Here is a 24504-nt window from a genome sequence, read left to right as displayed (position 1 = left end):
GGTTCGGCTGTTTTTCTTTTTGGATTTATACGTAGGGCTCTTTGTAAATTCCTTTTTCATAAATGTACTGAAGGCAAGCATCCGGCAACAGGAAGCTGGGGTCTCCGCCTTTGCGGATTTCGTCTCGGATATAGGTAGAGCTGATTCCCATGTTGATGCCTTTGCTCATAATGAGAAAATGCTCGTCGTGATTGCGCAGCAGCGCGTCCTCCGCAATCAGGTCAGCGGTTGGATAGCCTTCGCGCGACATCACGATGAAGTTGAAGCCTGCGACCAGCTTTTCAGCGTTGCCCCAGTTCGACAGTCCCTCTAACAAATCCGATCCCATAATGAAAAAGAGATCGTCGTTTGGATACTTCTTTTTCATGTGAATCATCGTATCATACGTATAGGTTTCACCTGGCAAGGCATCCATCTCGACTGTAGAAATTTCGAAAAGTGGTTCGCCATACTTGTTTGTTTTGTGTGTACTGCTTGCCAAAGCCAGTTTGAGCATGTGCAAGCGATGGACGTCCTCTGTCTGCAATTTTTTATCATGACGCTTTGAAGAGCATGGTACGAAAATGACTTTATCCAGTCGTCTCCGATGAGCGACGGTCGCTGCTGTGAACAAATGGCTGTACGTGATGGGATCAAAGCTGCTGCCATAAATGCCGATTCGCATGAAGATTGCCTCCTATTCGCCATGAGCTTGTTATTTTTTGCGGACAGTCATGCCAAGCTGGTTCTGAAAATGACCGAGAGCCCATTTGTGACCTTCTGGAAGAAAGCTTGCTACTGCATCCTCGTGGATGACGACAGAAAAGCCATTATAGAAGCCTTCAATCGCTGTATGCAATACACAAATGTCCGTGCAGACACCTACCAGATGAACCTCAGTGATACCTCTCGTGCGCAACAATAGCGCAAGGTCGGTGCCTTGAAAAGCACTGTAGCGCGTCTTATCCATCCAGTGAATCGTATCTTCGAATTCCTCGTAAATCTCCTGAATGCTGCCATATAAATTCCGGCCAGACGTACCGATAATGTTATGTGGAGGGTAGAGACCTGTCTCAGGGTGGTACGGGTCCTGCTCGCGATGAGCGTCGACTGCCATGACGACAAAATCGCCTTCTGCGAGGAAGTCGCGGATCAATTCTCCAATGCGTCCTCCAATAGCTTGACCAGGCTCACCACAAGTCAATGCACCATCTGTCGCGACAAAATCATTTGTGTAGTCGATCACAATCAAAGCTTTCATGGCAAAAACCTCCTGAATTTGTGCGTTCAAAAAGTCAGCTGTTCAGCACCGAGAAAGTGTCCTTGCTCAGTAAATCATGGCAATTGGGGTAAAGCCAGTAAAGCGATAGAGCTTGGCTGGCGAATTCGAAAACTCGGTCGAGTAGACAGGCTGTCCGTCAGCCGATAGAACTGGCTCGAGAAGTCCTTGTCGTCGGGTTGTCGCAAGCAAGCGACGCTCAAAATTACCGCGATCTTTTGCCGAAAAGGATGGAACGACAGTCTCAATCACTTGCAGCAGCTCACTCAAGGTAAACTCATCTGGCAAAAACGCTTTGGCAATAGTCGTTTGCAGCATCTGCTCACGAACTCGCTGTAAGGCGTCAGTTAAAATTTCACGATGGTCAAAAGCAAGGTTGAGGGCAAAGGCTTCCTCAATCGGAAACAGCTGCGCGTCCGATGCGTCATCATTTGCCTGTGCGTGCTTCAATAAATCTTCATGAACGAGGGAGACATAGGCAACACTCGGGATCCAACCACGAGGGTCTCTTCCCGGCTTGTAGTACGTCTTCAACTGCTCGATGTGTACATCGCGGTCAATATTCGTCTCTTCTTTCAGCTCACGATAGGCGCATTCGTCCAGTGTCTCCGATTCATGGGAAAACCCGCCAGGCAAGGCCCATTGCTCTCCAAATATATCGCTTTTTCGCTTGATTAAAAGAACGGCCAATTGCTTGTGTGGCAGCGATTTTGTTTTCGTTTGGCGCGGGATGGAAAGGATCGTAAAGAGGCAAATATCTGTTGGAAGTCCATCCGGCGAGCGGTACTTTTTGGTCCGATAGTGGATGCGTTTGGCTCGAAGGGGAGACGTACTCACAAGATCATCCTTTCCGTTTGCTCGAATCTGTTATCATGCTTTTATGGTATGATATCGAATTAACAATGTCAATATAACAATGTAAAAATGTGTGAAAAAAGACGTCTGTGAATGTCAGACGTCTCTCGAAGCAGTTCCTGCGAAAAGCGAGTGATTAAACAGCATCCAGCGCGAGTCGCAATGTAATGTTAATGTTTTCTTCCGTTTTGGCCACGATTGTATGAGGGCTGGTCAATCCGAAGTCACCAAACGTTACGATGGATGTTCCTTCCAACTGTAGCTTGCCTTGGGAATAAATCGCGTCAGCATTAATTTTCACGTCTTTGGCAATTCCTTTTACGGTCAGGACGCCATTGATGGTGAACGAAGCCTTTTGTCCTTCTGTCCATGCCGTTGGCCAGTTCTCAAAAGATTTCGCTTCAAAAGTAGCAGCTGGGTGCACGGCAGTATCAAAGTAATCAGGAGATTTAATATGGGTGTCGCGCTTTTCATTACCGGAGTTCAGCTGATTCAAGTCAGCGGAAGCTGTTGCTTTCATTTGATCTGGTGCAGAGAGGTTCACATCCCAGCTGCCGGTAATCCCGTCCATTTCAAAGTTTACCGTTTCTTTCGATGTCGTTACGGAGAAATAGACTTTGGACTGGTCATTAATCTTCCATTTTTTATTCAGTTGATCTGCTGTCAGAGCCGTTGAGGAAGCGGTAGATGAGGCTGTGGTTACCGCAGCTGCAGGCTGAATCTCCACATGGTTTCCCACGAAATAGTCATAGAGCATGTAACCTCCGATACCGACCACGAGCGTGGCAACTGAAGCTGTCAGGATAACCGAATTCTTTTTCATTATTGTATAACCTCCATGTTTTTGAAGTGTTCAGATTTGAGTCGTATGTATTTGACTACGCAGGGATCATTATGAGAGAGGAAGCTGAGTGGGTCTTGAAAGCTGGCTGAAAGTTTGTTGAAAGTGCAATGGTAAGAGAATTATCAACGTTTTTTATATGAAATTTACATTTTTTGGTTTGTTATTCTGTAAAAAGCTTTCAGCTCGTACTCAGGGCATATTCAGCAAACATTCAGCTACTCTTGGCCTGTTCAGGTAAAATAGAGGTGAGGTGAAAAAAATGAGCCTAAACAAAGGCATTAAAATATTGCTTGTCGATGATGAACCGACCATCCTGCAATTTTTGGAGATGGGTCTTGAAAATGAAGGCTTCCAAGTATTGACGGCACAAGATGGGATGACCGCGGTGACCATGGTGAAGGAGCATCAGCCCCATGTCGTCATTCTCGATGTGATGATGCCAGGTATGGACGGCTTCGAGGTATGCCGGATGCTGAAAAAGATACAGAATGTAGCAACGATCATGCTAACAGCCAGAGAAGACGTAGAGGATCGGGTAAAAGGGCTGAAGTTGGGTGCTGATGATTATATGATCAAGCCGTTTAGCTTTGAGGAGCTGCTTGCCCGTATCCATGCTCGCATTCGCAATCATTACCCGCATCTGCTCTCCAAGGTACATCTCGGCCCCTTCCAGATCGATGACAGACGAAAGGAGATTAGCTACGAGGACACGCTTCTGGAGCTATCGCCAACGGAATACTCTTTGCTGAAATATTTGGTGACGAACCACGGCTTGGTGTTGAGTAAACCCATGATTCTGGATAATGTGTGGGGCTATGATTTTGGTGGGGAGGAGAATATTGTCGAGGTGTATATCCGCTCCCTGCGTGACAAACTGAACGATCGTCAGCATCGGATCATTCGCACATTGCGCGGTGCGGGCTATCGGGTTGATTTTGTATGACGATGAATCGAAACAATCAATGGGCCGCCTTCCTAGAACCGAACTCTTTGCGCTACCAGCTGTTGTCACGTTCGTTATTTATCTTATCCGGGTTGCTGCTTCTAATCGGCATGATTCAATACTTATTGATGGAGCAGTTCTTATATCGCAGCAAAGCGGAAAGCCTGTTAAATCTGGCAGTTACCGTTCCTTATCAGGTCTTGGAAGACACGGAAACGCTCCCGAAAAACGATCAGTATGTCAGCGCATTGCTTTCCTTGCGTACACCCGATATCAAGTATGCCTTTATTGACAATGACGCCAACGTGACGGAGCTGTTTGCGAATCCGACCGAAGGGTATTCCCCGCGCTTTCCTGAGAGTTTATACCGCGAGATCTTAGCTAGTGGTGTATGCAGTTTTAAATACAAAATTTTGGAAGGTAGCACTGGGAAGGATTATTTGGTCGTGCTGGCACCTATCAAATCACCTGAACAGCTGCAAGGAATCGTACAACTGAGTACACCTGTTGGCTCGATGCGGGAAGTGCTCTTTCCACAGTTGATCATTTTCTTCTCTGCGTCTGCACTCGCCTTGCTCATTGGTTTGTTAACCTATGTGCCTGTGCTCCGTCGTACGCTGAATCCACTTTCGCGTATTGAGGTTACAGTTGAACGGATCAATGCGGGTAATTTGGATGAACGACTGCCGATGGATCAAGGTCAGATGGAGATTGATCAATTATCGGCGGTCTTTAATGGAATGCTGGAGCGGTTGGAAACCTCCTTTAAAATCGAACAAGAAGCTGGAGAACGGATGCGACGCTTTGTGGCGGATGCCTCTCACGAATTGCGAACACCGCTGACATCCATTCATGGTTTTTTGGAGGTGCTGCTGCGCGGTGCGGCGGCAAATCCCGAACATTTACAGAAAGCATTGAAAAGCATGCACGGCGAGACAGAGCGGCTGAACAAACTCGTCAACGATTTGCTGTACCTGGCTCGGATGGATCGGGAACCAGCTTTCTTTTTGCAAGAAGGGCAGTTGGACGCGGTCGTGCACAGTATGGAATCGCAGCTCATGGTTCTGGCCGGTGACCGAAACGTTCATTTCCGCGTAGAACCGAATGTTTCGGCTACTTTTGACTGTGACGGAATGAAGCAAGTCATTCTCAATCTGTTTCAAAATGCGGTGCAGCATACTGGACCTGTGAACGGTGAGATCGAGCTTACATTGAGAAAGCTTTCCAATGGGATTGAACTGACGATTAGAGATAATGGGGCCGGGATCGCACCGGAGCATGTCCCACATGTATTCGACCGTTTCTACCGGATTGAATCCTCACGCGCACGCAAAAGCGGAGGTGCTGGCTTGGGGTTGTCGATCACCCAATCCATCGTAGAAAATCATCGAGGAAAAATTGACGTACAAAGCAGCCTGGGAACAGGGACGGTGTTTCGCGTCTGGTTGCCTATCGGTTTGAAAGAGGTCCAGAAGACAGAAGTTGTTGGTTGACAATGAGAGAAAACCTCATTTATAATCTGAGACATTCAATAAAACAACCAACACAGCCGTGAAAAGGAAAGTAAAAAAGGGATTTTGACGTCCAGAGAGTTGCCTGTTAGCTGAGAGGGCAGCCGCGAACTCTTTTTGAAAGCCACCTTGGAGCTCTGCTTTTGAAAATGCCAAGTAGAAAGCAGCGGATGGCCCACGTTATGGGGCGCATGTCTTTGTAGACAGCACAAGTTTGCCTTTTGTGAGAGAGGCAAAAAAGCTGAGTGGTACCGCGATACCTTCGCCTCAGCAATCGGATTCATGTAAATCATGAGTCTGGTTGCTGAGGCTTTTTGAATGATGCCGTTGTTCAAAAAGTCGACTACTTGAACACGCACTTATGTACAAAAAATAAAGAGAAAACTGGAGTGGTGGGGCATGGATCGCTTGAAGCAAAGAGAGCTGTTGCACCTGTTGGAAGAAGACAGTCGCATGAGCGCTGAGCAAATCGGAAAAATGATCGGAGAGCCGACCGAGGTCGTTGAGCAGACGATTGCAGCATTGGAAGCCGAGAAGGTCATTGTTAAATATCCAGCGCTGGTGAACTGGGAGCGTGTGGATGATCATCCGTACGTGAACGCCATGATTGACGTGAAAGTCACGCCGAAGCGCGATGTTGGCTTTGATGAAGTGGCGGAGCGAATCTGCCGTTTCCCAGAAGTGAAGGCTGTTTACTTGATGTCTGGTGCAAGCTATGACTTGTCGATTATTTTGGAAGGCAAAACGATGAAAGAGGTAGCCACTTTTGTTTCGCAAAAGCTGTCCACTCTCGATTCAGTTGTCTCAACAGCTACACACTTTATTTTGAAACGTTACAAGCACGATGGTATTGAGCTGGAAGATCGTGACGAAGATCACAGGATGGTGGTTACGCCGTGAGTACACAAGTCAAAGTCAAAAACCGTTTATCCAATACAGTTCAGTCGTTGAAGCCATCAGGCATTCGCCGCTTTTTCGATTTGGCAGCATCGATGGAGGGAGTCATTTCCTTGGGCGTAGGGGAGCCTGATTTCGTCACTCCTTGGCGCATGAGAGAAGCTTCGATTTCTTCCCTGGAGCGTGGACATACAGCTTATACATCCAATGCAGGTATGCTGCCATTGCGCGTGGAAATTCAGAAATACTTGGAAGAACGTTTTTCTGTCAGCTATCATCCAGAGACCGAAATTCTCGTGACGGTTGGTGCCAGCGAAGCGATTGATATCGCACTGCGTGCCATTCTTGATCCGGGTGATGAAGTATTGGTCGTGGAGCCTTGCTATGTCTCCTATGAACCAGTCATTCGCTTGGCTGGCGGGGTGCCGGTTTTCCTGAAAACTACGATGGAAAACGAGTTCAAGCTGACACCGCAAGAGCTGGAGACGCACATCACCGCGCGTACAAAAGCAATCATTTTCTGCTATCCAAATAACCCGACTGGGGGGACCATGACGGCTGAAGAGTGGAAAACACTTTTGCCGATCATTGAAAAGCACGACCTTATGGTGATCTCTGATGAGATTTATGCAGAGCTTACTTACGGTCGAATGCACGATAGTATCGCGGCTCTGCCAGGGATGAAAGATCGGACGATCCTGATCTCCGGTTTTTCCAAAGCGTTCGCGATGACCGGCTGGCGTCTGGGATATGTTTGCGCGTCGCCTGATTTGCTCGCAGGCATGCTGAAAATCCACCAGTACACCATGCTGTGTGCACCGACGATGGCTCAGATGGCTGCATTGGAAGCCCTGCGTCATGGACGCTCTGATATGGAACGAATGATTGAGAGCTACCGTCAGCGCCGCAATTATGTGGTAGATGGATTCCGTCAAATCGGATTGACTTGCCACGAGCCGGACGGAGCATTCTACGCATTCCCGTCTGTAGCTTCTACAGGTTTCAGTTCTTCTGAGTTTGCGGAGAAGCTGCTGATGGAGGAAAAGGTAGCTGTTGTACCTGGAGACGTGTTCGGCGAAAGCGGACAGGGTCATATCCGTTGTTCTTATGCAACATCGATGGAGCAATTGAAAAAGGCGCTGGAACGTATGGAGCGCTTGATGGGACGGCTGTCCTAACATTTTCCGGGAAATAAAAGGGGGGGCGGTTTTCAAGCTGCTCCCTTTTTTATGAGTAGATGTTGGGGGGAAGAAGCGGCTGTGGTAGGGGAACAGCTTGAAAGCTGGGGCAAGAGGATGTTTTGCAAGTAGTTCGAGGAGGGGGTTCCTAATGATTTCATTGCCAACCCAATTTACCCAAGCAATTATGGGCATACATAAAGAAGCGGGACGTCTTTGGCTCGATTCCTTTCACGAGCTGATTGCCGATTGCGAAGCACGGTGGTCTCTAAAGGTACTAGATCCGTTTCCACTCTCCTATAACTTTGTTGCACCTGTTGTGTTGCAGGATGGGAGAAACGCAGTGCTGAAGCTGGGCGTGCCTGGACTGGACTGGCAGAGAGAGCTGACGGCGATTCGGGCTTTTGCGGGGCGGGGGATGGTGCAGTTACTCGATGCTGACGAGGAGAAAGGGATCATGCTTTTGGAGCGCATCATGCCAGGGGAGACACTGGACAAGCTGAGCAGCGAAGAAGAACGAATTCAATGCTTGGCGGACGTGATTAAAAAGATGCATACCCGCGTTTCGAACGCTGGCAAGCTTGCGTCTACGTTTCCAACGATAGCGGACTGGGCTGTGGGACTGGAAAAGATTCGTCCACATTTCCAAGGGGGGACAGGACCGATTCCCGAGCAAATGGTGGAGCGAACCAAGCAATGGTACAAAAAGCTTCTCTCCACACAAAAAGAACAGTGCCTGCTGCATGGTGATCTGCATCATGAAAATATTTTGCGTGCAGAAAGAGAGCCGTGGTTGGCAATTGATCCAAAGGGGCTGATCGGGGAGACGGAGTATGAGGTGATTCCGTTTTTGCTGAACCATTTGCCAGAGGATGGGGTAGAAGAAGTAATGAAACAGCGGGTCGATGGACTGACGAAGGCGCTGTCTTTGCAAAAAGAGAGAGTGTTGGCGTGGGCGTATTGCCATAGTGTGCTATCGGCTTGGTGGTTTATAGAGGATTTTGGTGTAGACGGTGGTCGTCTGGTGATGCCGGGAGTTTTTGAGAGGCTAATAAATGAGTAAAGGCTTCACCCTGTGGGATGAAGCCTCCTTTATTTTAAATGAATATATGAGATCCTTCGTGATACGAAATATTAATAACCAGTCGACTGATTCAAGGTGGTAGCAGCGAGATTGTATTGATAAACCGATTCGATTGCTTTTGCTTCGGAGTCAAACAGGTTTGCTTCGTCTTCCATCAGTTCTTTCATCGATGCTTTTCCTAATCTATATTGATCGATTGTTGCCTGATAGCGCTCCAATGCGGTTTCTTTCTTTGTTGTACTTTCCTCTAATGCCTTTTTCGCTGTCAGTACCTTCGTATAGTTGTCACTTACTTCTTGACCGATTTTCTTTTGTGTTTTTTGTTTTTGCAGTTCCGCTTTTTTGTGCTCATTTTTTGCGATTGTACCTTTATGTGTGCTGAGTGCGGAATACTCTGCTGTGTAATCAATTCTTACTTGGGCAAAGTCTATTTCTGCTTGTGCTTTGATCATTTCAGGACGATTTTCATAAGCTTTTGCTTGCAATTGCTCTAAGGAAAGCAACTCGTGTTGGGTCAGATCAGTAGCGATCATTTTCCATTGTCTGTCCGCTTTTTCATTCAATAAATCGTTGAGTTTGGCCAATGCTTGCTTGTAGCTGGTTTCAAGGGCAGCAAGATTTTTGTGAGCTTCTGTTTCTTGGGAGTCCAACCAGTACTGTCTTTGCAAACTTTTCTTTTGTGCTTTGATTTTGGCGTCTAGTGATTGGGCTTCGAAGAATGCTTTTTGCACCTGCAATTGAATGGTGTTTTTTTGCGTATTCAGGGCGACTTCATCGACAACCACCTCTTTGACCGCTTTGGCAGCGTCTTCGAATTTCTTTTTTGCATCAGCTAGCGACATGATGTCGGCTTTTTTGATTTCTGCTTTTTCTCTCAATGTGATGGATGTTTCGTACTTTGTAATATCTAAGTCAAGCCGAAGCACCTCCAGATCAACGCTGTTCTTTATTGCCTGTTCGACTGCGAAATCTAGCGACAAAGGGGAAACATCCGTCTGTTCAGCAGTGGCCACGAGTGGTGCGGCCAGAGCCATATGGGCGCCACCTGTGAGGAGAGAAGTGACTAATGTTGTGCTGTAAATGTGTTTGAAGAGCCTGGATTTCATGGGGCAACCTCCTGATCATATATACAAGAATATGATAACGATTCTCATTATCAAATCCATGAAAAGTATATATTTCCAATAGAGTTTCGTCAATAAGAAAATGTTCTTTCACCATGTTCTTGGTCAGAAATCCAAAAGAATCCCCTTCAGAAAAACAGGCAAAGTGAGCATCTGCTTGTTTCCCCAAAGGGGATTTGTTCATCGTGACGGGGAAAGAACTATTCTTTGTCCCTGTTTTCTTTTTTTGCCGCAGCCGTCTTTCCAGTTTGCTCCGATGTCCCTTCCTTTGCTGTAAGGGAATAACCATGCATATTGCTTCCGTTATAACCCATGTCCGGTTTTTCCTTTGAGCTGCGATCAGTCATTTGTTTCCCCCTTATTTTGTCCAGTGGGTGTAGAGTCTTGCTGCACATACGGATTGTCGACGTCATTTGGTTCCTTGTCTAGATTGGTACGGATTGCGATTATGGGGCTAGTAGGAGGTTGAGCGATCAGTCTGTCATCCAGTTGTTTGAAATCAGGCAGGTCGTTTTCGCGATTGTCATACATGTTCGTCCCCTCCTTTACGGGTTAGTATGTCCATCAACTACACCAAAAAAAGAGCCCCAGTCCCAGGGAAGTTCGGGAGGAGGCTGTGACCATCATCTTTGTGTAGTTAACTTGTTTTCTTGGTCAAGATCTTCATAAAAGAGGCAAGATTCGTTTGAAGCAATGGTGTGAAGGTAGAAAAGGAAGCATTTTCAGCGAGCGTATTCATTTGACGAACAAATTCAGTGGCGTCCTTTGTATTTACAATCTCAAAGCGGTTAGTGATTTTCGTATTTTTTAAATCGGAAAGAAGCGTAGCTTGTTCGTTCCGGTATTGAGAGATCCAGTCTGGTCGATGTTGTAGCTTTTTGACGAATTGAATCAGCATGCTTACTTTCTCTGTTTGATTGGTAGCCGCATGCATTTTTTTGTAGGCTTCCGGGTCATACCGCTCCATCAGCTTGGACGGGTTAACATAGTCGCTCGGCGCCCCATGTGGTTTTTGCGGAAGCTCTAAGTAGCTGACACTGCCGGTTGCAGGGTCAACCTTTCGTGTTTTGGCAACGCCAGCGAGCAAATGGAGGGTATCCAAAAATTCAGCAGCATTTTCATCAGCCATGTATTGGTCTGCCAAATATTTGCCTTGGGTTAGACCGACTTCTACCAAAGCAGCTCTTTCTTCATCGGTGTAGGTGGATGGGGAGTTGAAAAAGTTTTGCTCCAGGATGTGGTCAAAGGCTTTGCGAGCCTCGGGTGGTTTATCTGCAAAAATTTTATCCAAACGCTCATTAATCTCTGTGTTAAAGAAAAATTGGACACTATGATGCTCGATGACACCAGCAGGGAGCTCGCGTGCCTTGTGAGAACGAAGGTCTACTGTATCGTGCTCGGGCAATCCTAGACGAGTTCCTGTCACCATTTTGGGTGCAAGTTGGTTAGTTGAAAGCTGGGGGGTTAGGTAGCGGGTATTCGATTGGATGTGCATGTTCTACTCTCCTCACATGGATTCATGTTCAGTCGTGATGGTAGGAGATCTGGTTACCTTATATCAGATGACTGGTATGAGTTGTGAGAACGGAAGGAAACGGATCTCAATGGCTTCTTGTCTATACTATCGGCAATTTTTGGGCAGTTTTTAATATGCCGGCAAACATGAAAAAGGACTCCCGTTTAGATAACGGAAGTCCGTACTTATTTCTTCGATTATTTCGTGTGCTCATCCATGCTGAAGTCTACTTGTTCAAGAGGGACGAGCTCGGTCTTTTTGGTAATTTTATAAGCGAGCCAAACGATTAAGAAGAGTGGCAGGCCAATGTAAGAGACCAGGACGCCATACCAGTCAACCGTTCCACCCATGAATGCAGAGTAGTTTTGCCCAATAATAACGATACAGCAAATGATGAAGGCAAAAATCGGTCCAAACGGGAACCACTTTGCCCGATAAGGCAATTCGCTTAAGTCACGACCCTGAGCGATAAACGCTTTACGGAAACGGTAGTGACTAATGGCAATTCCCAGCCAAGCGATGAAGCCTGACATACCGGAAGCATTCAGAAGCCAGACGTACACTTCGCCTTCCCCAAACAGAGAGGACAGAAAAGCAAGGGCGCCGATGAGCGCAGTCAAGATCAAGGCATTGATCGGTACGCCGTTACTTGTTACTTTTGCGAACCATTTTGGTGCGTTTCCTTCTTTCGCCAAGTTCCACAGCATGCGTGTAGAGGCGTACATGCCAGAGTTTCCAGCAGACAATACAGACGTAAGAATAACGGCATTCATGACGGATGCTGCAAAAGCAAATCCGGCATTTTCAAAAACAATCGTAAACGGACTGATCGCAATATCCGTAATGTCGCCACTGATCAGATTTGGATTATCGTATGGAACCAACAACCCGATGATCATAATAGCGAGGATGTAGAAGAGCAGGATGCGCCAAAAAATTTGACGGATGGCCTTCGGAATGTTGCGGGCAGGGTCTTCGCTCTCCCCAGCTGCGACACCAACCAGCTCTGTCCCTTGGAAAGAGAATCCGGCAATCATAAAGACACCGAGCAGGGCCATGAAGCCGCCATTGAATGGCGCGTCGCCTTTGGTGAAATTTTGGAGGCCGACTGCTTGGCCGCCCATAATGCCAAAAATCATCAACACACCAACAATAATAAAGACGATTACCGTTACTACTTTAATCAAGGCGAACCAATATTCAGATTCTCCATAGGCTTTCACAGACAGGAGATTCAAGGCAAACAGCAATCCGAGGAACAAAGCGCTCCACAATATCGCTGGGGTATCCGGGAACCAATATTTCATAATGAGTGCGGAAGCTGACAGCTCGACGGCAATGGTAATGGCCCAGTTGTACCAGTAGTTCCAGCCGAGAGCAAAGCCGAGAGATGGATCGACGAACCGTGTGGCATACGTCGAAAACGAACCAGAAACAGGCATGAAGGCCGCCATTTCCCCCAAGCTGGTCATTAAAAAGTAAACCATGATACTAATGGCGAGATAGGCAACTAAAGCTCCACCAGGTCCGGCGGAATGAATCGAGCCTCCGCTCGCGAGAAACAATCCCGTCCCAATCGAGCCGCCGATGGCGATCATCGTCAGGTGTCGGGCTTTTAAACCACGTTGCAATTGATTTTGTGACATAAGCTACTTGCACGACCTTTCTTGATTTTTGAGAAGGAAGGTCGGAAACGAAAAAACCGCCATAGCCAAAAAAATGGCATAGGGCGGTATCATCCAATCCCCACCAAGCCTTCACTGAAGATAGCTCACCACGCTTGCTTGGCATGCAAACGTGACAGTTCTGCCCCTTTCGAGTACAGCCCCAACCCAATCGCACAGAGACGCGATATGAGCTTCGGCGGATTTTCCTTACCTGGAGTCATTGATTTTCTCTGAATCTCGTACAGGATGATATAAAAGCCGCGACCTCTATCCTCACCGTGAAAGATGAGGATAACATGTATGAAATTATGTGATTTATCAACTATAAAGGATTGTTTATGATTAATCAATGTGAAATTTTGTTATTCAAATGAGCGTCTGGCAGGCCAAGAGCCTTGTAACTTGCGAATTTGGACAATTTGTCCCGTATGAAACGCATCATGCAGGACCAGACTCATCACGGTTTGGTAAATGGGCGTATAAGTAGCCGTCTGGTTTAAATCCTCATCCGTCAGCAAGGAAAGCTTTTCATGAATGTGGCGATGGACGCTTTCCATGCGCAAGAGGGTAGCTTGCCAAGCGTCTTCGTCATCCGGACCGCCGGACGGGATGAAGGTATCATCGTTCGTCTCAGCCGAGCCAGGAAATTCAGTGCCCAATAGACGATGCAACAGGCGTTCTTTGTAATAAAGAAGGTGGCTGATGTTTTCCCAGATCGTGTTGGCTGCTTCTCCTACAGGGCGCCAGCTGGCCTCGGCTGCTGATACTCCGGAAAGCGCTTCTTTTAAGGGTGGATACCAGTCTTCCTTGTCATACGTACATTCCCATCCATGCAAAAGCAAATCCTTCCGATTCATACGCTTCCTCCTCGTCTGTGAAACAGATTGATGAAACGCTATAATAGCAGTAAGAAATGAAAGTGTAACCAGTTAACTTAATTACGATAGTTACAAAAAGATATTACCATATTCTGTATAGTCATACAAGAGAGAAAAATGTAGGGTTTCGTCAGGAGAGATAATAACATGGACTGGTTTTGTATCGATTTTTTAAATAGTGATTGGCGGGATTGGCGTGGTTCTGGTCGTGCGGAAAATCGTTTGGAGAACCAGGAATGGCTGTCATCCTTTTTACAAACATACAAGCTAACCGCTCCGCTTCCGATAAATGAGGAGTGTGCCGCTTCCCTTTTGCGGCTGCGCGAACGTTTGAGATGTATGCTGGAAGCTGTTGTCCGTGGAGACCGAATCCAAGAGGACGACCTTGCGGAATTGAACAGAGTTTTGGCTCAGGCCCCTTTTCATATACAGGTGTTGTATGTAGAGGAGGAGGGCGTCTACGGGCAAAAGCAATCCAGCTCAACAGAGGGCTGGCCCCTCGTCATGGCACAAATTGCGGCTTCTTTCGCGGAGCTGCTTGCCCCGCAGCATCTGGAGCGAATCAAAATATGTGACAACGAGGATTGCCGCTGGGTGTTTTATGATGAAAGCCGCAATCGGGTGCGCCGCTGGTGTGATGACAAAATGTGCGGAAACCTGATGAAGGTGCGCCGTTTTCGGGAGCGACAGAAGGAAAAAGGCTGATGGAGCCATTACCAACACCGTCGGGATTTTGTCTCTGACGGTTTTTTTCTAGGTTTGAGACATAATATATAGAACTATACATGGGAACGGAAACGAGGTGGGTAGGATGAGTCAAGCACGCAAAAAATGGTTTCAGGCACTCGTATTGGTGACACTTGGAGCGATTTGTCTGGCGATATGGTATTTGCAACCCTATCAACCCGATCAGGCAGCATTAACGGCCATGCAAGGTGGTGAAGGGATTACGGTCATGGATACGAATGACTGGATTATTTTCCAAGGCGGGGAGTCACGCGAGCCGGGACTCATCTTATATCCAGGAGCACTGGTCAAACCGGAGAGTTATGCACCGATTGCCCGTGCTTTGGCAGGCTACGGCTACCATGTTTTTCTCGCACGAATGCCGCTGAATTTGGCTGTAAGTGATATGACGAGAGCCACACAAGTATTAAAGGCGTACCCGAATAAAACGTTTGTCATCGGAGGACATTCGCTCGGTGGTACTATGGCAGCTCAATTCGCAGCAAACCATCCGGACCGAATCAGTGGAGTATTTTTGCTGGGAGCGTATCCGAATAGTCAGGGGAACTTGAAGAAGGTGAATTTGCCTGTGCTGTCTTTACTCGGATCTCGCGACGGTGTGATCCATATAGAAAAGTTTGAGGAGAGCAAGCAATACTTGCCGGAGCGTACCGTGTACATGTCCATAGAAGGGGGGAACCACTCCCAGTTCGGAAGCTATGGATCTCAGGAAGGCGACCAGCCCGCTGCCATTACTCCGCAGGAGCAGTGGCAGCAAACGGTGGCAGCGATCAAGGATTGGCTGCTTAATGAGGTTACGATGATGAACGTGGAATAATACCGGATACAACACCTGTAATGCGAATGTTTTCCGAGGGGAGTAGCATGGGGGTGTCTTGCTCGCGTGTGGTTGTAAACAGACATTCCAATGGATTGACGTCTGCTGCGATACGCACAAGGAACTGCCCCTCCTGTCGGATCAATACAGGTCTGTCTTTTACAGGTTCCATCGAAAAGTCTGAGATCAAGAGGGCGTCTCCGGGAAAAATACCGAGACCACGAAGGCCGTCATCTCGCATGATGAGAGCAAAGCGGGCCACGTGATAGCTGGCTACCTGCAAGGAGGGTAACAGCGACAGCTCCTCGTCTTGGTCCAAGGCGAGATCAAAAAAATGAGTCGTGTATGCATCTCCGGCAATAAAGACTCGTTTCATCAGGTTTCGCCTCCTACATAATAGCGTCGTAATTTACCCATAGACGGGAAAGCCTTTGGCATACATACGGCTCAGTATGCGCTCAAAACGGGCACGAGCTAGAGGCATCGGTACCTGAAAGCGCTGAGCCAACATAGCTGGAGCGTTGTATCGAGAACAATCAGCAAGCAAGGGGCTCATCATGTAAATGGGAAGCAGCAAATGCTCGGCAAAATGATTCGCCTGCGATTCTTGCCAGTCAATCATCCATTCGCTGCTCTGGGGCTGAATGCCTTCATGAAGGAGCAAATGGCCGAGTTCATGCGCGATTTTAACCCGTTGGGTAGCCAGATCGAGTCGCTCGTCCACCGCAATGACATAACGTCCCGGCAAAAAAGGATGCGCGTGTGCACGACTCCTGCCGCAAATACGATGGATCTCGATGCCGTACGTCTCACACAGCAGATGCAGATCGATTTGTTCGGGCGAATCGATGCCGTGATGCTGAAGCAGCAAGTACACGCGACTCTCGAGCCATGTTTGCGGTTCGCAGATTTCTTTCAAAAGGGAGTGAAGCATCAAGAACCTCCTAAATGAATGGTGAGGAACGTACGTTCTGCTTTTCGTTGAAAAGAAAACCCCGTACTGGGGTTATTTTTTTTTGATGTCTTCCGTGATGTCAAACAAAGACGGAGGTCTTTCTTCGCGTACTTTACTGACTTTCCACTGTTTCTTCAAGTCGTACCAGTAGCGGCGAATTTCTTTTTTCTCCTCTTCTGAAGCGTCCAGATACCCGTCTAGGAAATAGTAGTCGTCCGGGTCATCGATCTTTTCCTGCAAGAGCTCGTCCAACGAACGTTGATTTGTCTGCTCTGTTGTTGGGAGAATATAGGCCGTGACTTCATCTGTGCGACCCAACAACCAATCGGTCGTGACGTCCAGCACATCAGCCAATTGCCGCAGCATGTCATTCGGTGGTGTGCTGTGGTTGTTCTCGTAGTTACTGATCGTCCCCTTGGTCGTGCAGACATGCTCTGCCAACTCTTCCTGGGTCAGACCTTTTGTCTTACGAGCTGTGCGTAAGCGCTGAGATAGCATGAGCGAGCCAGTCCTTCCTGTGAGGATGTACAAACTTATTGTACTAAATGAGAGCGAAAAAGAAAAGTATGGATATTAATTTTGTTTTTAACGAATTATGTACAAGCCTTTTGTACAAAATACAGATAAGGACGATGCAGGAACACTCGTTCTGTACAGTGACAAAAGGGGAGATCAAACATGGAAGATCAAGTAACAACCGTATTACTTCAGCAAGGGCCATTTGCTGCTTTGTTTGTCTGGTTGTTGTTTTATATTATGAAAGCAAATCGCGAGCGCGAGGGGCGTTTACAAGACTTGCTGGACAAATACAGCGACAAATACGATCTGATCCTCGAGGAATTGCGCGAGATCAAGGGAAAAGTAAAGAAATAACCCTTTTACTTATGTTGCCCGATTCCTTGAAGAGCTTATTCAGCAAAGGGGACAAATCGTTGCAGCCTGTACTAGACCTTGATCGGCCTTTAGCCATTCAAGGTCCTTTTTTACTTGCTGTGTCCTTTTCTACATTCACACGTCTTTCCTAATAAATGACCAATACTTAGCAAAAAGGAGCAGCATGACTATGCATCTACCCGTCGTCTACTCAACCATCTGTGAAAAAGCATTACAAAAAGTACTTCAGGAAGCATATCCAACTGAACAAATACAATCGGTTCACTACATGCTTCGAGGCATGAACGATACGTACCTCGTGGAGACGATTGATCAAAAACGAATATTCAGGCTGTATCGCAGTGATTGGCGAACAGAGGAAGCAGCAGTCGCTTTCGAGATGGAGCTGTTGCTCCATTTGAACAGACAAGGAGTATCTGTTTCTGTGCCAATTGCGGCCGGCTCAGGAAAGCATGTCTTGAGACTGCAAGCAGCAGAGGGCAATCGCTTTGGTGCGCTGTTCACTTATGCCTGTGGCAAGGAGCAGGAGATCGATAGCGAGGAACTGAGCGCACGGTTTGGCAGAGCCGTTGCTGAGCTGCATGTCAAAGCAGAAGGTTTTTCCACCCAACAAGCTCGCGAGGTGTGGGACGTCAAGACGTTGATTCATCGCCCGTTAGCCATCATCGAGCCACGTCTGCAGCATCGGAAGGAAGATTTTCAAATTCTCCAAAAGCTGGCGATTGAGCTGGAATCCAAGCTGAACGAGCATATCCGTGCGGGACTTGACTGGGGGATTTGCCACGGAGACCTTCAAGGGAATTTTAATACGAATTTTTGCGAGGACAACACCTATACCCACTTTGATTTCGACCTGTGCGGATATGGTTGGCGTGCGTATGATCTGGCTGCTTTCAAGCTGAGCCGAATATTGATCGAAGAAGATGACGAACTGGTGGAATTGCTATGGCGTGCTTTCCTAAAAGGATATACGGAGGTTCGTCCCCTATCTGAAAACGATCAGGCTGCGGTGTCTCTCATGACAGGTATTCGCCAATTGTGGCTAATGGGGCTTTGCATGCATGATCCTCATATCATGGGTAGCAGCGAATCAGATGATGCTTTCGTGAGTGAGAAGATAGAATTTTTCAGCAAATATTTCGCGTAAACGAGAAATGTTTTGCAAAGCGTTGTCAGAAAAACATGCGACCCGAAGTCAATGATAGGTAAGCCATACATTGACGAGAAAGAGGGAGAAACGCATGTTACCGTACATCGGAAGTGGCCACTACTGCTACGCAAATTCATCATCAATGCTTTTGGAGACAATTGGGGAGAAGGTATCGCCTGCCGTACTCGAGGTACTCTCCGGCGTAGGAGTTGGAGCCATCTGGTATGAGGAGCAGAAGGTCATTTATTTCGGACAAGTGATTCCTGACCGTGGTGTCAGTCATGCGCTAGAACTGCTTGGTTTTCGTTGGACGGAAAAGTCAGGAGATGCGGAGGGCGAGCCACCGTTGGAGGAATTACGGCGCGATTTGGAAAAGGGGCCCGTGTTGCTCGGACCGCTTGATATGGGCTACCTGACGTATAACCCAAATGCTCAGTACTTGGGTGGCGCTGATCATTTTGTTCTTGCTTACGAGATGGATGATCAAGCGATCTACGTGCATGATCCCGCAGGTTTTCCTTTTGTCAGCCTGCCGTTGTCTCAGTTTGTCCTGGCGTGGAAGGCTGAGAAAATCTTTGATGGCCTCTTTTCCTACCATTATTGGACAGCACCAAAGCGTGTAGGCAATCCGACAGAGGAGGAGCTGGTTGCAAATGCGCTTCGTTTATACCAAGGAATCTATCAGGAAAGCGCAGCGGTTGAACCAAACCCTTCGATCCTATACGGAAAGGAAGCAATCTTGCGTGTAGTGAAGCGGATGGAAGAGGAAGGTGGACTTTCGCCAGCGGAAATGGGCCACTTATCCTATTTTGCTTTCCAGCTAGGGGCGAGGCGAGCGATGGATTTCGCTATATTTTTCTCGAAGTATGAGCCAGAGCTGGCGGCGATCAAAGAAAAGCAAGCGAAGCAATTCGGACGTTGTCACACACTGACCGTAGAAAAGAAGGAGAAAGAACTCGCGGATGCCATGCGCATGCTGGCACATATTGAAGAAGAATTTCGCCAAGTGATTTGCGCCAAATAATATCGTTCCCCCAAGTGAGTAAGCAACGCTCATTGGGGGTTTTTCTTTAATTTAAATATTATTACTTTTTTATGATTCATGACAATCTCATCCCGGATGTGTTACCTTGTTATTCATTAGTCCATGTAAAGGAGACACAGTCCATTCCACGTGGACATTTTTTACCAACACGTAACGGGGGTTCAATTCATGAAACAGCTAGGCTTACTACCCAAAATCCTGATCGCCATTGTCCTTGGGATCGGGATTGGCTCCATTTCGCCGATTTGGGTTGTGAAAGGATTGGCTACATTTAGTGGCCTATTTGGAAATTTCCTCGGATTTGCGATTCCGTTGATTATCATTGGATTTATCGCGCCAGGCATCGGTGAGCTGGGCAAAGGGGCAGGGCGCTTGCTTGGGGTAACCACAGGGGTGGCTTACTTATCTACGATCCTTGCAGGAGCGCTTGCTTATTTGGTCAGTACGAGTATTTTTCCACACATTCTTGAGGTAGGTGGACTGGCGAATCAGTATGCCAACCCAGAGAAAGCACTGGTGAAGCCGTTCTTTACGGTGGACATGCCGCCGATTGTAGGTGTGATGACAGCATTACTGCTCGCCTTCACCCTTGGTCTAGGGGCGACTGTCATCAAAGGGAACGCCCTGCAAAATGTGATGGTAGACTTGAGAGATATCGTAGAGAAGCTCATTGCTTCCGTCATTATCCCGTTGCTTCCATTACATATCCTGTCTGTATTTTCCAACCTGACCTATGGTGGACAAGTCACCATGATTTTGTCCGTGTTCGTTAAAGTTTTCGTTATGATTATTGCCTTGCATCTATTCTATCTGTTCGTACAGTACTTGGTAGCGGGTCAGATGGGGCGCAAAAACCCATTCACGCTGATGAAAAATATGCTTCCCGCTTACTTCACAGCGATTGGAACACAATCCTCTGCGGCCACCATTCCTGTGACACTGAACCAGACCAAGAAAAACGGTGTGAGTGACAAGATCGCAGATTTCGTCGTTCCACTCTGTGCGACGATCCATCTTTCTGGAAGCACGATTACGCTTGTCAGCTGTTCCATGGCAGTCATGATGCTAAACGGCATGACGACATCATTCGACGTGATGTTTCCATTCATTTTGATGCTTGGTGTAACGATGATTGCCGCACCAGGTGTGCCGGGCGGAGCAGTCATGGCGGCACTGGGATTGATGGAGTCTATGCTCGGATTTACTACCACGTTGACTTCGTTGATGATTGCTTTGTACATTGCGCAAGATAGCTTTGGTACCGCTTGTAACGTAACGGGTGATGGAGCGATTGCTGTGATTACAGATCGATTGAGTGAAGAGAAAGTAGCTTGATGATGTAATAGAAAGAAGTAGGGGAAAAAGACCTGTCCATTTTTGGATAGGTCTTTTTTTGTAGGATTCTGAGTGCTTATGTTATAACTCGACAAAATTTTTGAGAGAAATTACACAAAACAACAAATAAAGGCAAAAAACATTATGTTTTGACAATTTTTGAATGAAATGGTATATTCCAATTATCCCATAATATAGGAGGAACTCATTGTGAAAAAAATCTTACTCGCATTGACACTAGTATTTGCACTATCCTCTTCCGCATTTGCTGCGAATACGGAAACAGAACCAAACGATACCTTTGAAATGGCGAATACTTTGGAGATTAACTCCTCTATCTTAGGTCAAGGGGAGAGCGGTGATTGGGATACGTTTGTTTTTGTAGCAAATCAAACCGGAAAAATGAAAACGAACCTTACCAATAAGAACCAATCAGTAGTTCCATACGTTGTATTGGCTTCAGATAAAACTACCAGCCTTGCAGAGACTTCTGGTGAAGCAGAATTTGATGTAGTTGCTGGTGAAACATACTATATAAGACTCTGGTCTATTGGAAAGTCTGATTACACTCTCTCATTGAACAATCTGTAATTAGCCTTTAAAAAACGCAGATAGCTTTTTACGAAAGCAGGTTACAGCTTTGTAAAAAGCTATCTTTTTATTTTGGAACGCATGGGGACAACTTGGAAGCTTCTTAAAGCACTAAGTGGCTATACCTCGACAAAATTTTTATGAGAGTCTACACAAAACTACAAATATAGACAAAAAGCATTATGTTTTGACAATTATTGAATAAAATGGTATATTCCAATTATTCCATAATATAGGAGGAAATCATCGTGAAAAAAATCTTACTCGCATTGACACTAGTATTTGGACTATCCTCATCTGCATTTGCTGCAAATACGGAAACAGAGCCTAACGATACTATTGCAACAGCGGATATTTTAGAGGTTAACTCCTCTATCTCAGGGCAAGCGGGAACGGTGATTTTGATCATTTTGTTTTTGTAGCAAACCAAACCGGAAAAATGAGTACGAGCCTTACGAATAAGGAAGCATCAGCTGTTCCATACGTTGTAATGACTTCAGACACAAATACCACTCTTGCAATGAGTTCTGGTGAAGCAGAATTTGATGTAGTTGCTGGTGAAACATACTATATAAGACTCTGGTCTATTGGAAAATCCGATTACACGCTCTCATTGAACAATCTGTAAATATTCTTGAAAAAATACAGATAGCTTTTTACGAAAGCAGATTATGGCTTTGTAAAAAGCTATCTTTTTATTTTGTAACCTGTGGCTATGATTGGGTGCTTCAAATTCCCATTTTCAACTAGTGAGAATTATATTATCATTGGGTATAATTCCATCATTCTACTTTTTGCGAAAAGGGGAATACATAACGCAATGTTTAACGAACGGAAAGCGTTACAAATGACATTGCAGGCCATGCTAGAACAGCGTATGGCACTGCGTCGACAGTATGTCGATCAGGACAAGCAGTTGGGAGCTGACATCAAGCAGCTTTTGAGCCGCATTCGTGAGTTGGATAACGAAGCCGGGATCGGAGACGATGAAAGCTCAGAAGATACAGCTATGTCGACAGAGGAATTTTCCGATGATCTGATGAAGCGAATGAAGGTGAGAAAGGCGCACATCCGTCACGATTATTTGGAAGTTGCAAAGCACATCGAAAACCTGTTACAGGAAGCGATGTCTCCGATGTCATTGGCTGATCTCTGTTCCGTGTTGAAAGCACGGCACCAGGTAGAGTTTGCGAGTCCCTACATTGGTGTACAGAAGTCATTAAAGTATCTACCCCAAGTAAAAGTAGAAAAGGACGGGCGGAAACTGATATTTTCACTTTAGGCAACCAGGGTGGATAAGCAGTTTCACGGGAGGCAAAACCCAAAAAAGGCGATGTGTCTATGCACAATCGCCTTTTGGTGTCTATTGATTTACTTGCTTATTGCAAGAAGGACTTGAGCATCCAAATGTGTTTTTCTAGGCCACTGCGGATTCCCAGCAGCATATCGGCTGTCGCTTCATCGTCAGCTTGGTCTGCCGTTTCCATAGCCAGCTTCAGCTCGTCTACGAGAATGGAGAAGTCTCTTGCGATCGTTTCTACCATTTGCTCAGCTGTTTCGCTTCCTTCTGCTTCGGTGATGCTCGCTGTGTTCAGACATGCAGCCAAAGTCGCTACAGGTTTTCCACCGATGGAGAGGACACGTTCAGCGAGGGAATCAAGATTCGCTGCTGCTTCGTTGTACAATTCCTCAAATTTTGAGTGGAGCGTAAAGAAGTGAGGTCCTTTTACATTCCAGTGAAAATTGTGTAGTTTCGTATAGAGGACTGTCCAGTTCGCTACTTGTTTATTTAGAACGCTGTAGAGTGTGTTTTCCATCGAGAATCTCTCCTTATTTATAATAATTATTTGTTTAAACTTATTATAAACTAAAAAGGATTATTGTCAACACCCAGGAGGAAATTTATGCAGCAGCTGCGTATCGGTGTGGTTATTTTAGCGGGCGGAAAAAGCAGCAGAATGGGCTCGCCCAAGCAAAAATTACCGTGGAGGGACGGAACCTTTTTAACAGAGCTGGTAAAGGAAGTACAGGCGGTTGGTTTGTCTTGTTTCATTGTAGCGAACGATTTTTCGGACACTCAAGTGACACAAAAGGAACAAATTGATGAACAGCCTGTCACAATTACACCTGATCTGGTACCATCCTGTGGCCCTGTCAGTGGACTGGTTACTGCCTTTCGCGTAAGTTCCGAGGATGCTTTGCTGGTATTGTCCTGTGACCTACCTTTTATGGATCGTGGGCAAATCGCCAAACTTATTGAATTTGCGAGGGAGAGAAACGATTGGGATGTGATTGTCGCCCAATCAGAGGGACGAATCCACCCATTATGTGCAGTGTACCATCGGAGAACACAGACTAATTGGGAGCAGGCGCTGTTGTATGGACAGCGAAAACTGATGCGGACTTTAGATGAACTGCGCGTGGTGCCCTTGCCTGATGAATGGTTGGACCCTTGGGCTGTTTTTAATGTCAACACGCCTGAAGAGTACGAACAGGCCAAAATTGAAGAAGAACGCAGAAAGACAGGACATGCTTGATGTATGTCCTGTTTTTTGTTTGGAAAAAAGAGGCTTTTCATAGAGGGCTATCATACAAGCGTTTCTCTGGACAAACCGTATAAATAGTAGTGATTGCTAATGAAAGGAGGGAATCGCAATGATAAGAAAGTGCAAAAAACAAGGCAAACACCACGACCACCACTGTTGCGGCAAAAAACACGACAAGCATCACGACCACCACTGTTGCTGCAAAAAACACGATAAGCATCACGACCACCATTGCTGCTGCAAAAAACACGATAAGCATCACGACCACCACTGCTGCTGCAAGAAACACGACAAGCATCACGACCACCACTGTAGTTGCAAGAAACATGACGATTACTACGAGCTTCACTGCTACTACAAAAAACACGATGAGCCGCATTGCTGCTGCAAAAAGCATGAACATTGCCACGATCACTGCTGTTGCTGCAAATGCCATGATTGCAAATGCTTTGAAAAACATGACCATCACTGTTGCAAGAAGTATGGAATCGATGATGAAGATGAAGAAGAGGACGACGACGAAGACGAAGATGATGACGACAACCATTGCAAGCATCACAAAAAGAAACATTGCTGCTGCAAATAAAAAATTCCCACGTACAAAGAACAAAAGCCCGAGAGATAACTCGGGCTTTGAGATTACCAACAGCTTGTCCCGCTTTTGATTGA

At 46.5% G+C, this 24504-nt stretch carries 30 protein-coding genes, 1 riboswitch and 1 other annotated feature; of the genes, 15 read left to right on the top strand and 15 right to left on the bottom strand.

What is annotated here, in order from left to right:
- Positions 1–25: 25 nt before the first annotated feature.
- The 4 genes from nadD to POF51_RS21030 all read right to left on the bottom strand — a co-directional run bounded on the left by nadD (position 26) and on the right by POF51_RS21030 (position 2936).
- Positions 26–664, bottom strand: a complete 639-nt coding sequence (nadD, locus tag POF51_RS21045; RefSeq protein ID WP_069846552.1) for a nicotinate-nucleotide adenylyltransferase — start codon at positions 662–664, stop codon at positions 26–28.
- 30 nt (positions 665–694) lie between these two features.
- Complete coding sequence (locus POF51_RS21040) at positions 695–1240, bottom strand: cysteine hydrolase family protein (protein ID WP_271756017.1); 546 nt, start codon at positions 1238–1240, stop codon at positions 695–697.
- A 66-nt stretch (positions 1241–1306) separates the two neighbouring features.
- Positions 1307–2095 carry an NUDIX hydrolase gene (locus POF51_RS21035; protein WP_017251963.1) on the bottom strand — a complete coding sequence of 263 codons (789 nt, stop codon included), beginning with the start codon at positions 2093–2095 and terminating at the stop codon, positions 1307–1309.
- Between the two features lie 154 nt (positions 2096–2249).
- Positions 2250–2936 (bottom strand): YceI family protein, encoded by a 687-nt coding sequence (locus POF51_RS21030; protein WP_069846546.1) that lies wholly within the window; start codon positions 2934–2936, stop codon positions 2250–2252.
- Between the two features lie 280 nt (positions 2937–3216).
- Between POF51_RS21030 and POF51_RS21025 the strand changes: the two genes are divergently transcribed.
- The 5 genes from POF51_RS21025 (at position 3217) to POF51_RS21005 (ending at position 8549) form a co-directional block, all read left to right on the top strand.
- The gene (locus POF51_RS21025) at positions 3217–3900 is read left to right on the top strand and encodes a response regulator transcription factor (RefSeq protein WP_069846543.1); all 684 of its coding nucleotides are present in this window, start codon (positions 3217–3219) and stop codon (positions 3898–3900) included.
- A complete protein-coding gene (locus POF51_RS21020; protein WP_069846540.1) occupies positions 3897–5393 on the top strand; it encodes a sensor histidine kinase in 1497 nt (498 codons plus the stop codon). Before POF51_RS21025 ends, POF51_RS21020 begins: the two co-directional genes overlap by 4 nt.
- Before the next feature lie 49 nt (positions 5394–5442).
- Positions 5443–5684: a binding site (T-box leader), on the top strand.
- Between the two features lie 126 nt (positions 5685–5810).
- On the top strand, positions 5811–6311 hold the full coding sequence (locus tag POF51_RS21015) for an Lrp/AsnC family transcriptional regulator (RefSeq protein WP_007722565.1): 501 nt from the start codon (positions 5811–5813) through the stop codon (positions 6309–6311).
- Positions 6308–7486: an aminotransferase gene (locus POF51_RS21010; RefSeq protein ID WP_017251967.1), complete on the top strand. Its 1179-nt coding sequence runs from the start codon at positions 6308–6310 to the stop codon at positions 7484–7486. Before POF51_RS21015 ends, POF51_RS21010 begins: the two co-directional genes overlap by 4 nt.
- A gap of 151 nt (positions 7487–7637) precedes the next feature.
- The gene (locus POF51_RS21005; RefSeq protein WP_069846537.1) at positions 7638–8549 is read left to right on the top strand and encodes an aminoglycoside phosphotransferase family protein; all 912 of its coding nucleotides are present in this window, start codon (positions 7638–7640) and stop codon (positions 8547–8549) included.
- Between the two features lie 71 nt (positions 8550–8620).
- On the opposite strand, the gene POF51_RS21000 is transcribed toward POF51_RS21005, so the two are convergent.
- The 6 genes from POF51_RS21000 to POF51_RS20975 all read right to left on the bottom strand — a co-directional run bounded on the left by POF51_RS21000 (position 8621) and on the right by POF51_RS20975 (position 13734).
- Entirely contained in the window at positions 8621–9676 is a 1056-nt protein-coding gene (locus tag POF51_RS21000) for a TolC family protein (protein WP_271756016.1), read from the bottom strand.
- A 218-nt stretch (positions 9677–9894) separates the two neighbouring features.
- Positions 9895–10041 (bottom strand): hypothetical protein, encoded by a 147-nt coding sequence (locus tag POF51_RS20995; RefSeq protein ID WP_170831578.1) that lies wholly within the window; start codon positions 10039–10041, stop codon positions 9895–9897.
- Positions 10034–10225, bottom strand: coding sequence for a hypothetical protein (locus tag POF51_RS20990; RefSeq protein WP_069846532.1), 192 nt, complete (start codon positions 10223–10225; stop codon positions 10034–10036). Before POF51_RS20990 ends, POF51_RS20995 begins: the two co-directional genes overlap by 8 nt.
- Positions 10226–10331: 106 nt before the next feature.
- Positions 10332–11189, bottom strand: coding sequence for a hypothetical protein (locus tag POF51_RS20985; protein WP_069846530.1), 858 nt, complete (start codon positions 11187–11189; stop codon positions 10332–10334).
- Between the two features lie 218 nt (positions 11190–11407).
- Positions 11408–12856 (bottom strand): amino acid permease, encoded by a 1449-nt coding sequence (locus POF51_RS20980; RefSeq protein ID WP_069846527.1) that lies wholly within the window; start codon positions 12854–12856, stop codon positions 11408–11410.
- A 113-nt stretch (positions 12857–12969) separates the two neighbouring features.
- Positions 12970–13155: riboswitch (Lysine riboswitch) on the bottom strand.
- A gap of 84 nt (positions 13156–13239) precedes the next feature.
- Positions 13240–13734: a DinB family protein gene (locus tag POF51_RS20975; RefSeq protein WP_069846524.1), complete on the bottom strand. Its 495-nt coding sequence runs from the start codon at positions 13732–13734 to the stop codon at positions 13240–13242.
- A gap of 168 nt (positions 13735–13902) precedes the next feature.
- Between POF51_RS20975 and POF51_RS20970 the strand changes: the two genes are divergently transcribed.
- Both POF51_RS20970 and POF51_RS20965 read left to right on the top strand, forming a co-directional pair.
- Complete coding sequence (locus POF51_RS20970) at positions 13903–14460, top strand: CGNR zinc finger domain-containing protein (RefSeq protein ID WP_271756015.1); 558 nt, start codon at positions 13903–13905, stop codon at positions 14458–14460.
- A gap of 106 nt (positions 14461–14566) precedes the next feature.
- Positions 14567–15319: an alpha/beta fold hydrolase gene (locus tag POF51_RS20965; RefSeq protein ID WP_017251976.1), complete on the top strand. Its 753-nt coding sequence runs from the start codon at positions 14567–14569 to the stop codon at positions 15317–15319.
- Here the strand turns inward: POF51_RS20965 and POF51_RS20960 are convergent.
- The 3 genes from POF51_RS20960 to POF51_RS20950 form a co-directional block, all read right to left on the bottom strand.
- Entirely contained in the window at positions 15297–15695 is a 399-nt protein-coding gene (locus POF51_RS20960; protein ID WP_017251977.1) for a hypothetical protein, read from the bottom strand. The two genes, POF51_RS20965 and POF51_RS20960, sit on opposite strands and share 23 nt — an antisense overlap.
- A gap of 33 nt (positions 15696–15728) precedes the next feature.
- Entirely contained in the window at positions 15729–16253 is a 525-nt protein-coding gene (locus POF51_RS20955) for an ImmA/IrrE family metallo-endopeptidase (protein WP_017251978.1), read from the bottom strand.
- Positions 16254–16325: 72 nt separating this feature from the next.
- A complete protein-coding gene (locus POF51_RS20950; protein WP_069846519.1) occupies positions 16326–16772 on the bottom strand; it encodes a helix-turn-helix domain-containing protein in 447 nt (148 codons plus the stop codon).
- 180 nt (positions 16773–16952) lie between these two features.
- Here POF51_RS20950 and POF51_RS20945 point away from each other — a divergent pair, with 180 nt between their 5' ends.
- The 7 genes from POF51_RS20945 (at position 16953) to POF51_RS20915 (ending at position 22571) form a co-directional block, all read left to right on the top strand.
- Positions 16953–17147 (top strand): BhlA/UviB family holin-like peptide, encoded by a 195-nt coding sequence (locus tag POF51_RS20945; RefSeq protein WP_017251979.1) that lies wholly within the window; start codon positions 16953–16955, stop codon positions 17145–17147.
- 184 nt (positions 17148–17331) lie between these two features.
- On the top strand, positions 17332–18315 hold the full coding sequence (locus tag POF51_RS20940; RefSeq protein WP_244521720.1) for a homoserine kinase: 984 nt from the start codon (positions 17332–17334) through the stop codon (positions 18313–18315).
- 94 nt (positions 18316–18409) lie between these two features.
- A complete protein-coding gene (locus POF51_RS20935; RefSeq protein WP_069846515.1) occupies positions 18410–19342 on the top strand; it encodes a hypothetical protein in 933 nt (310 codons plus the stop codon).
- A 189-nt stretch (positions 19343–19531) separates the two neighbouring features.
- On the top strand, positions 19532–20698 hold the full coding sequence (locus POF51_RS20930; RefSeq protein ID WP_069846512.1) for a dicarboxylate/amino acid:cation symporter: 1167 nt from the start codon (positions 19532–19534) through the stop codon (positions 20696–20698).
- A gap of 210 nt (positions 20699–20908) precedes the next feature.
- Complete coding sequence (locus tag POF51_RS20925; protein ID WP_069846510.1) at positions 20909–21289, top strand: hypothetical protein; 381 nt, start codon at positions 20909–20911, stop codon at positions 21287–21289.
- 248 nt (positions 21290–21537) lie between these two features.
- Complete coding sequence (locus tag POF51_RS20920; protein ID WP_271756014.1) at positions 21538–21711, top strand: acid shock protein; 174 nt, start codon at positions 21538–21540, stop codon at positions 21709–21711.
- A gap of 398 nt (positions 21712–22109) precedes the next feature.
- On the top strand, positions 22110–22571 hold the full coding sequence (locus tag POF51_RS20915; RefSeq protein ID WP_017251985.1) for a hypothetical protein: 462 nt from the start codon (positions 22110–22112) through the stop codon (positions 22569–22571).
- A gap of 97 nt (positions 22572–22668) precedes the next feature.
- Here the strand turns inward: POF51_RS20915 and POF51_RS20910 are convergent, their stop codons facing one another.
- A complete protein-coding gene (locus POF51_RS20910) occupies positions 22669–23106 on the bottom strand; it encodes a Dps family protein (RefSeq protein WP_069846504.1) in 438 nt (145 codons plus the stop codon).
- 87 nt (positions 23107–23193) lie between these two features.
- Here POF51_RS20910 and POF51_RS20905 point away from each other — a divergent pair, with 87 nt between their 5' ends.
- Positions 23194–23826: a molybdenum cofactor guanylyltransferase gene (locus tag POF51_RS20905; RefSeq protein WP_069846501.1), complete on the top strand. Its 633-nt coding sequence runs from the start codon at positions 23194–23196 to the stop codon at positions 23824–23826.
- Positions 23827–23863: 37 nt separating this feature from the next.
- Here the strand turns inward: POF51_RS20905 and POF51_RS20900 are convergent, their stop codons facing one another.
- Positions 23864–24481: a hypothetical protein gene (locus POF51_RS20900; RefSeq protein ID WP_069846499.1), complete on the bottom strand. Its 618-nt coding sequence runs from the start codon at positions 24479–24481 to the stop codon at positions 23864–23866.
- Between the last annotated feature and the right edge of the window lie 23 nt (positions 24482–24504).

Source organism: Brevibacillus sp. AG (assembly GCF_028369215.1).
Taxonomy (GTDB): domain Bacteria; phylum Bacillota; class Bacilli; order Brevibacillales; family Brevibacillaceae; genus Brevibacillus; species Brevibacillus porteri.
Note: the sequence above shows the minus strand (reverse complement) of the source record. Positions and strands in the feature narration are given on the sequence as shown.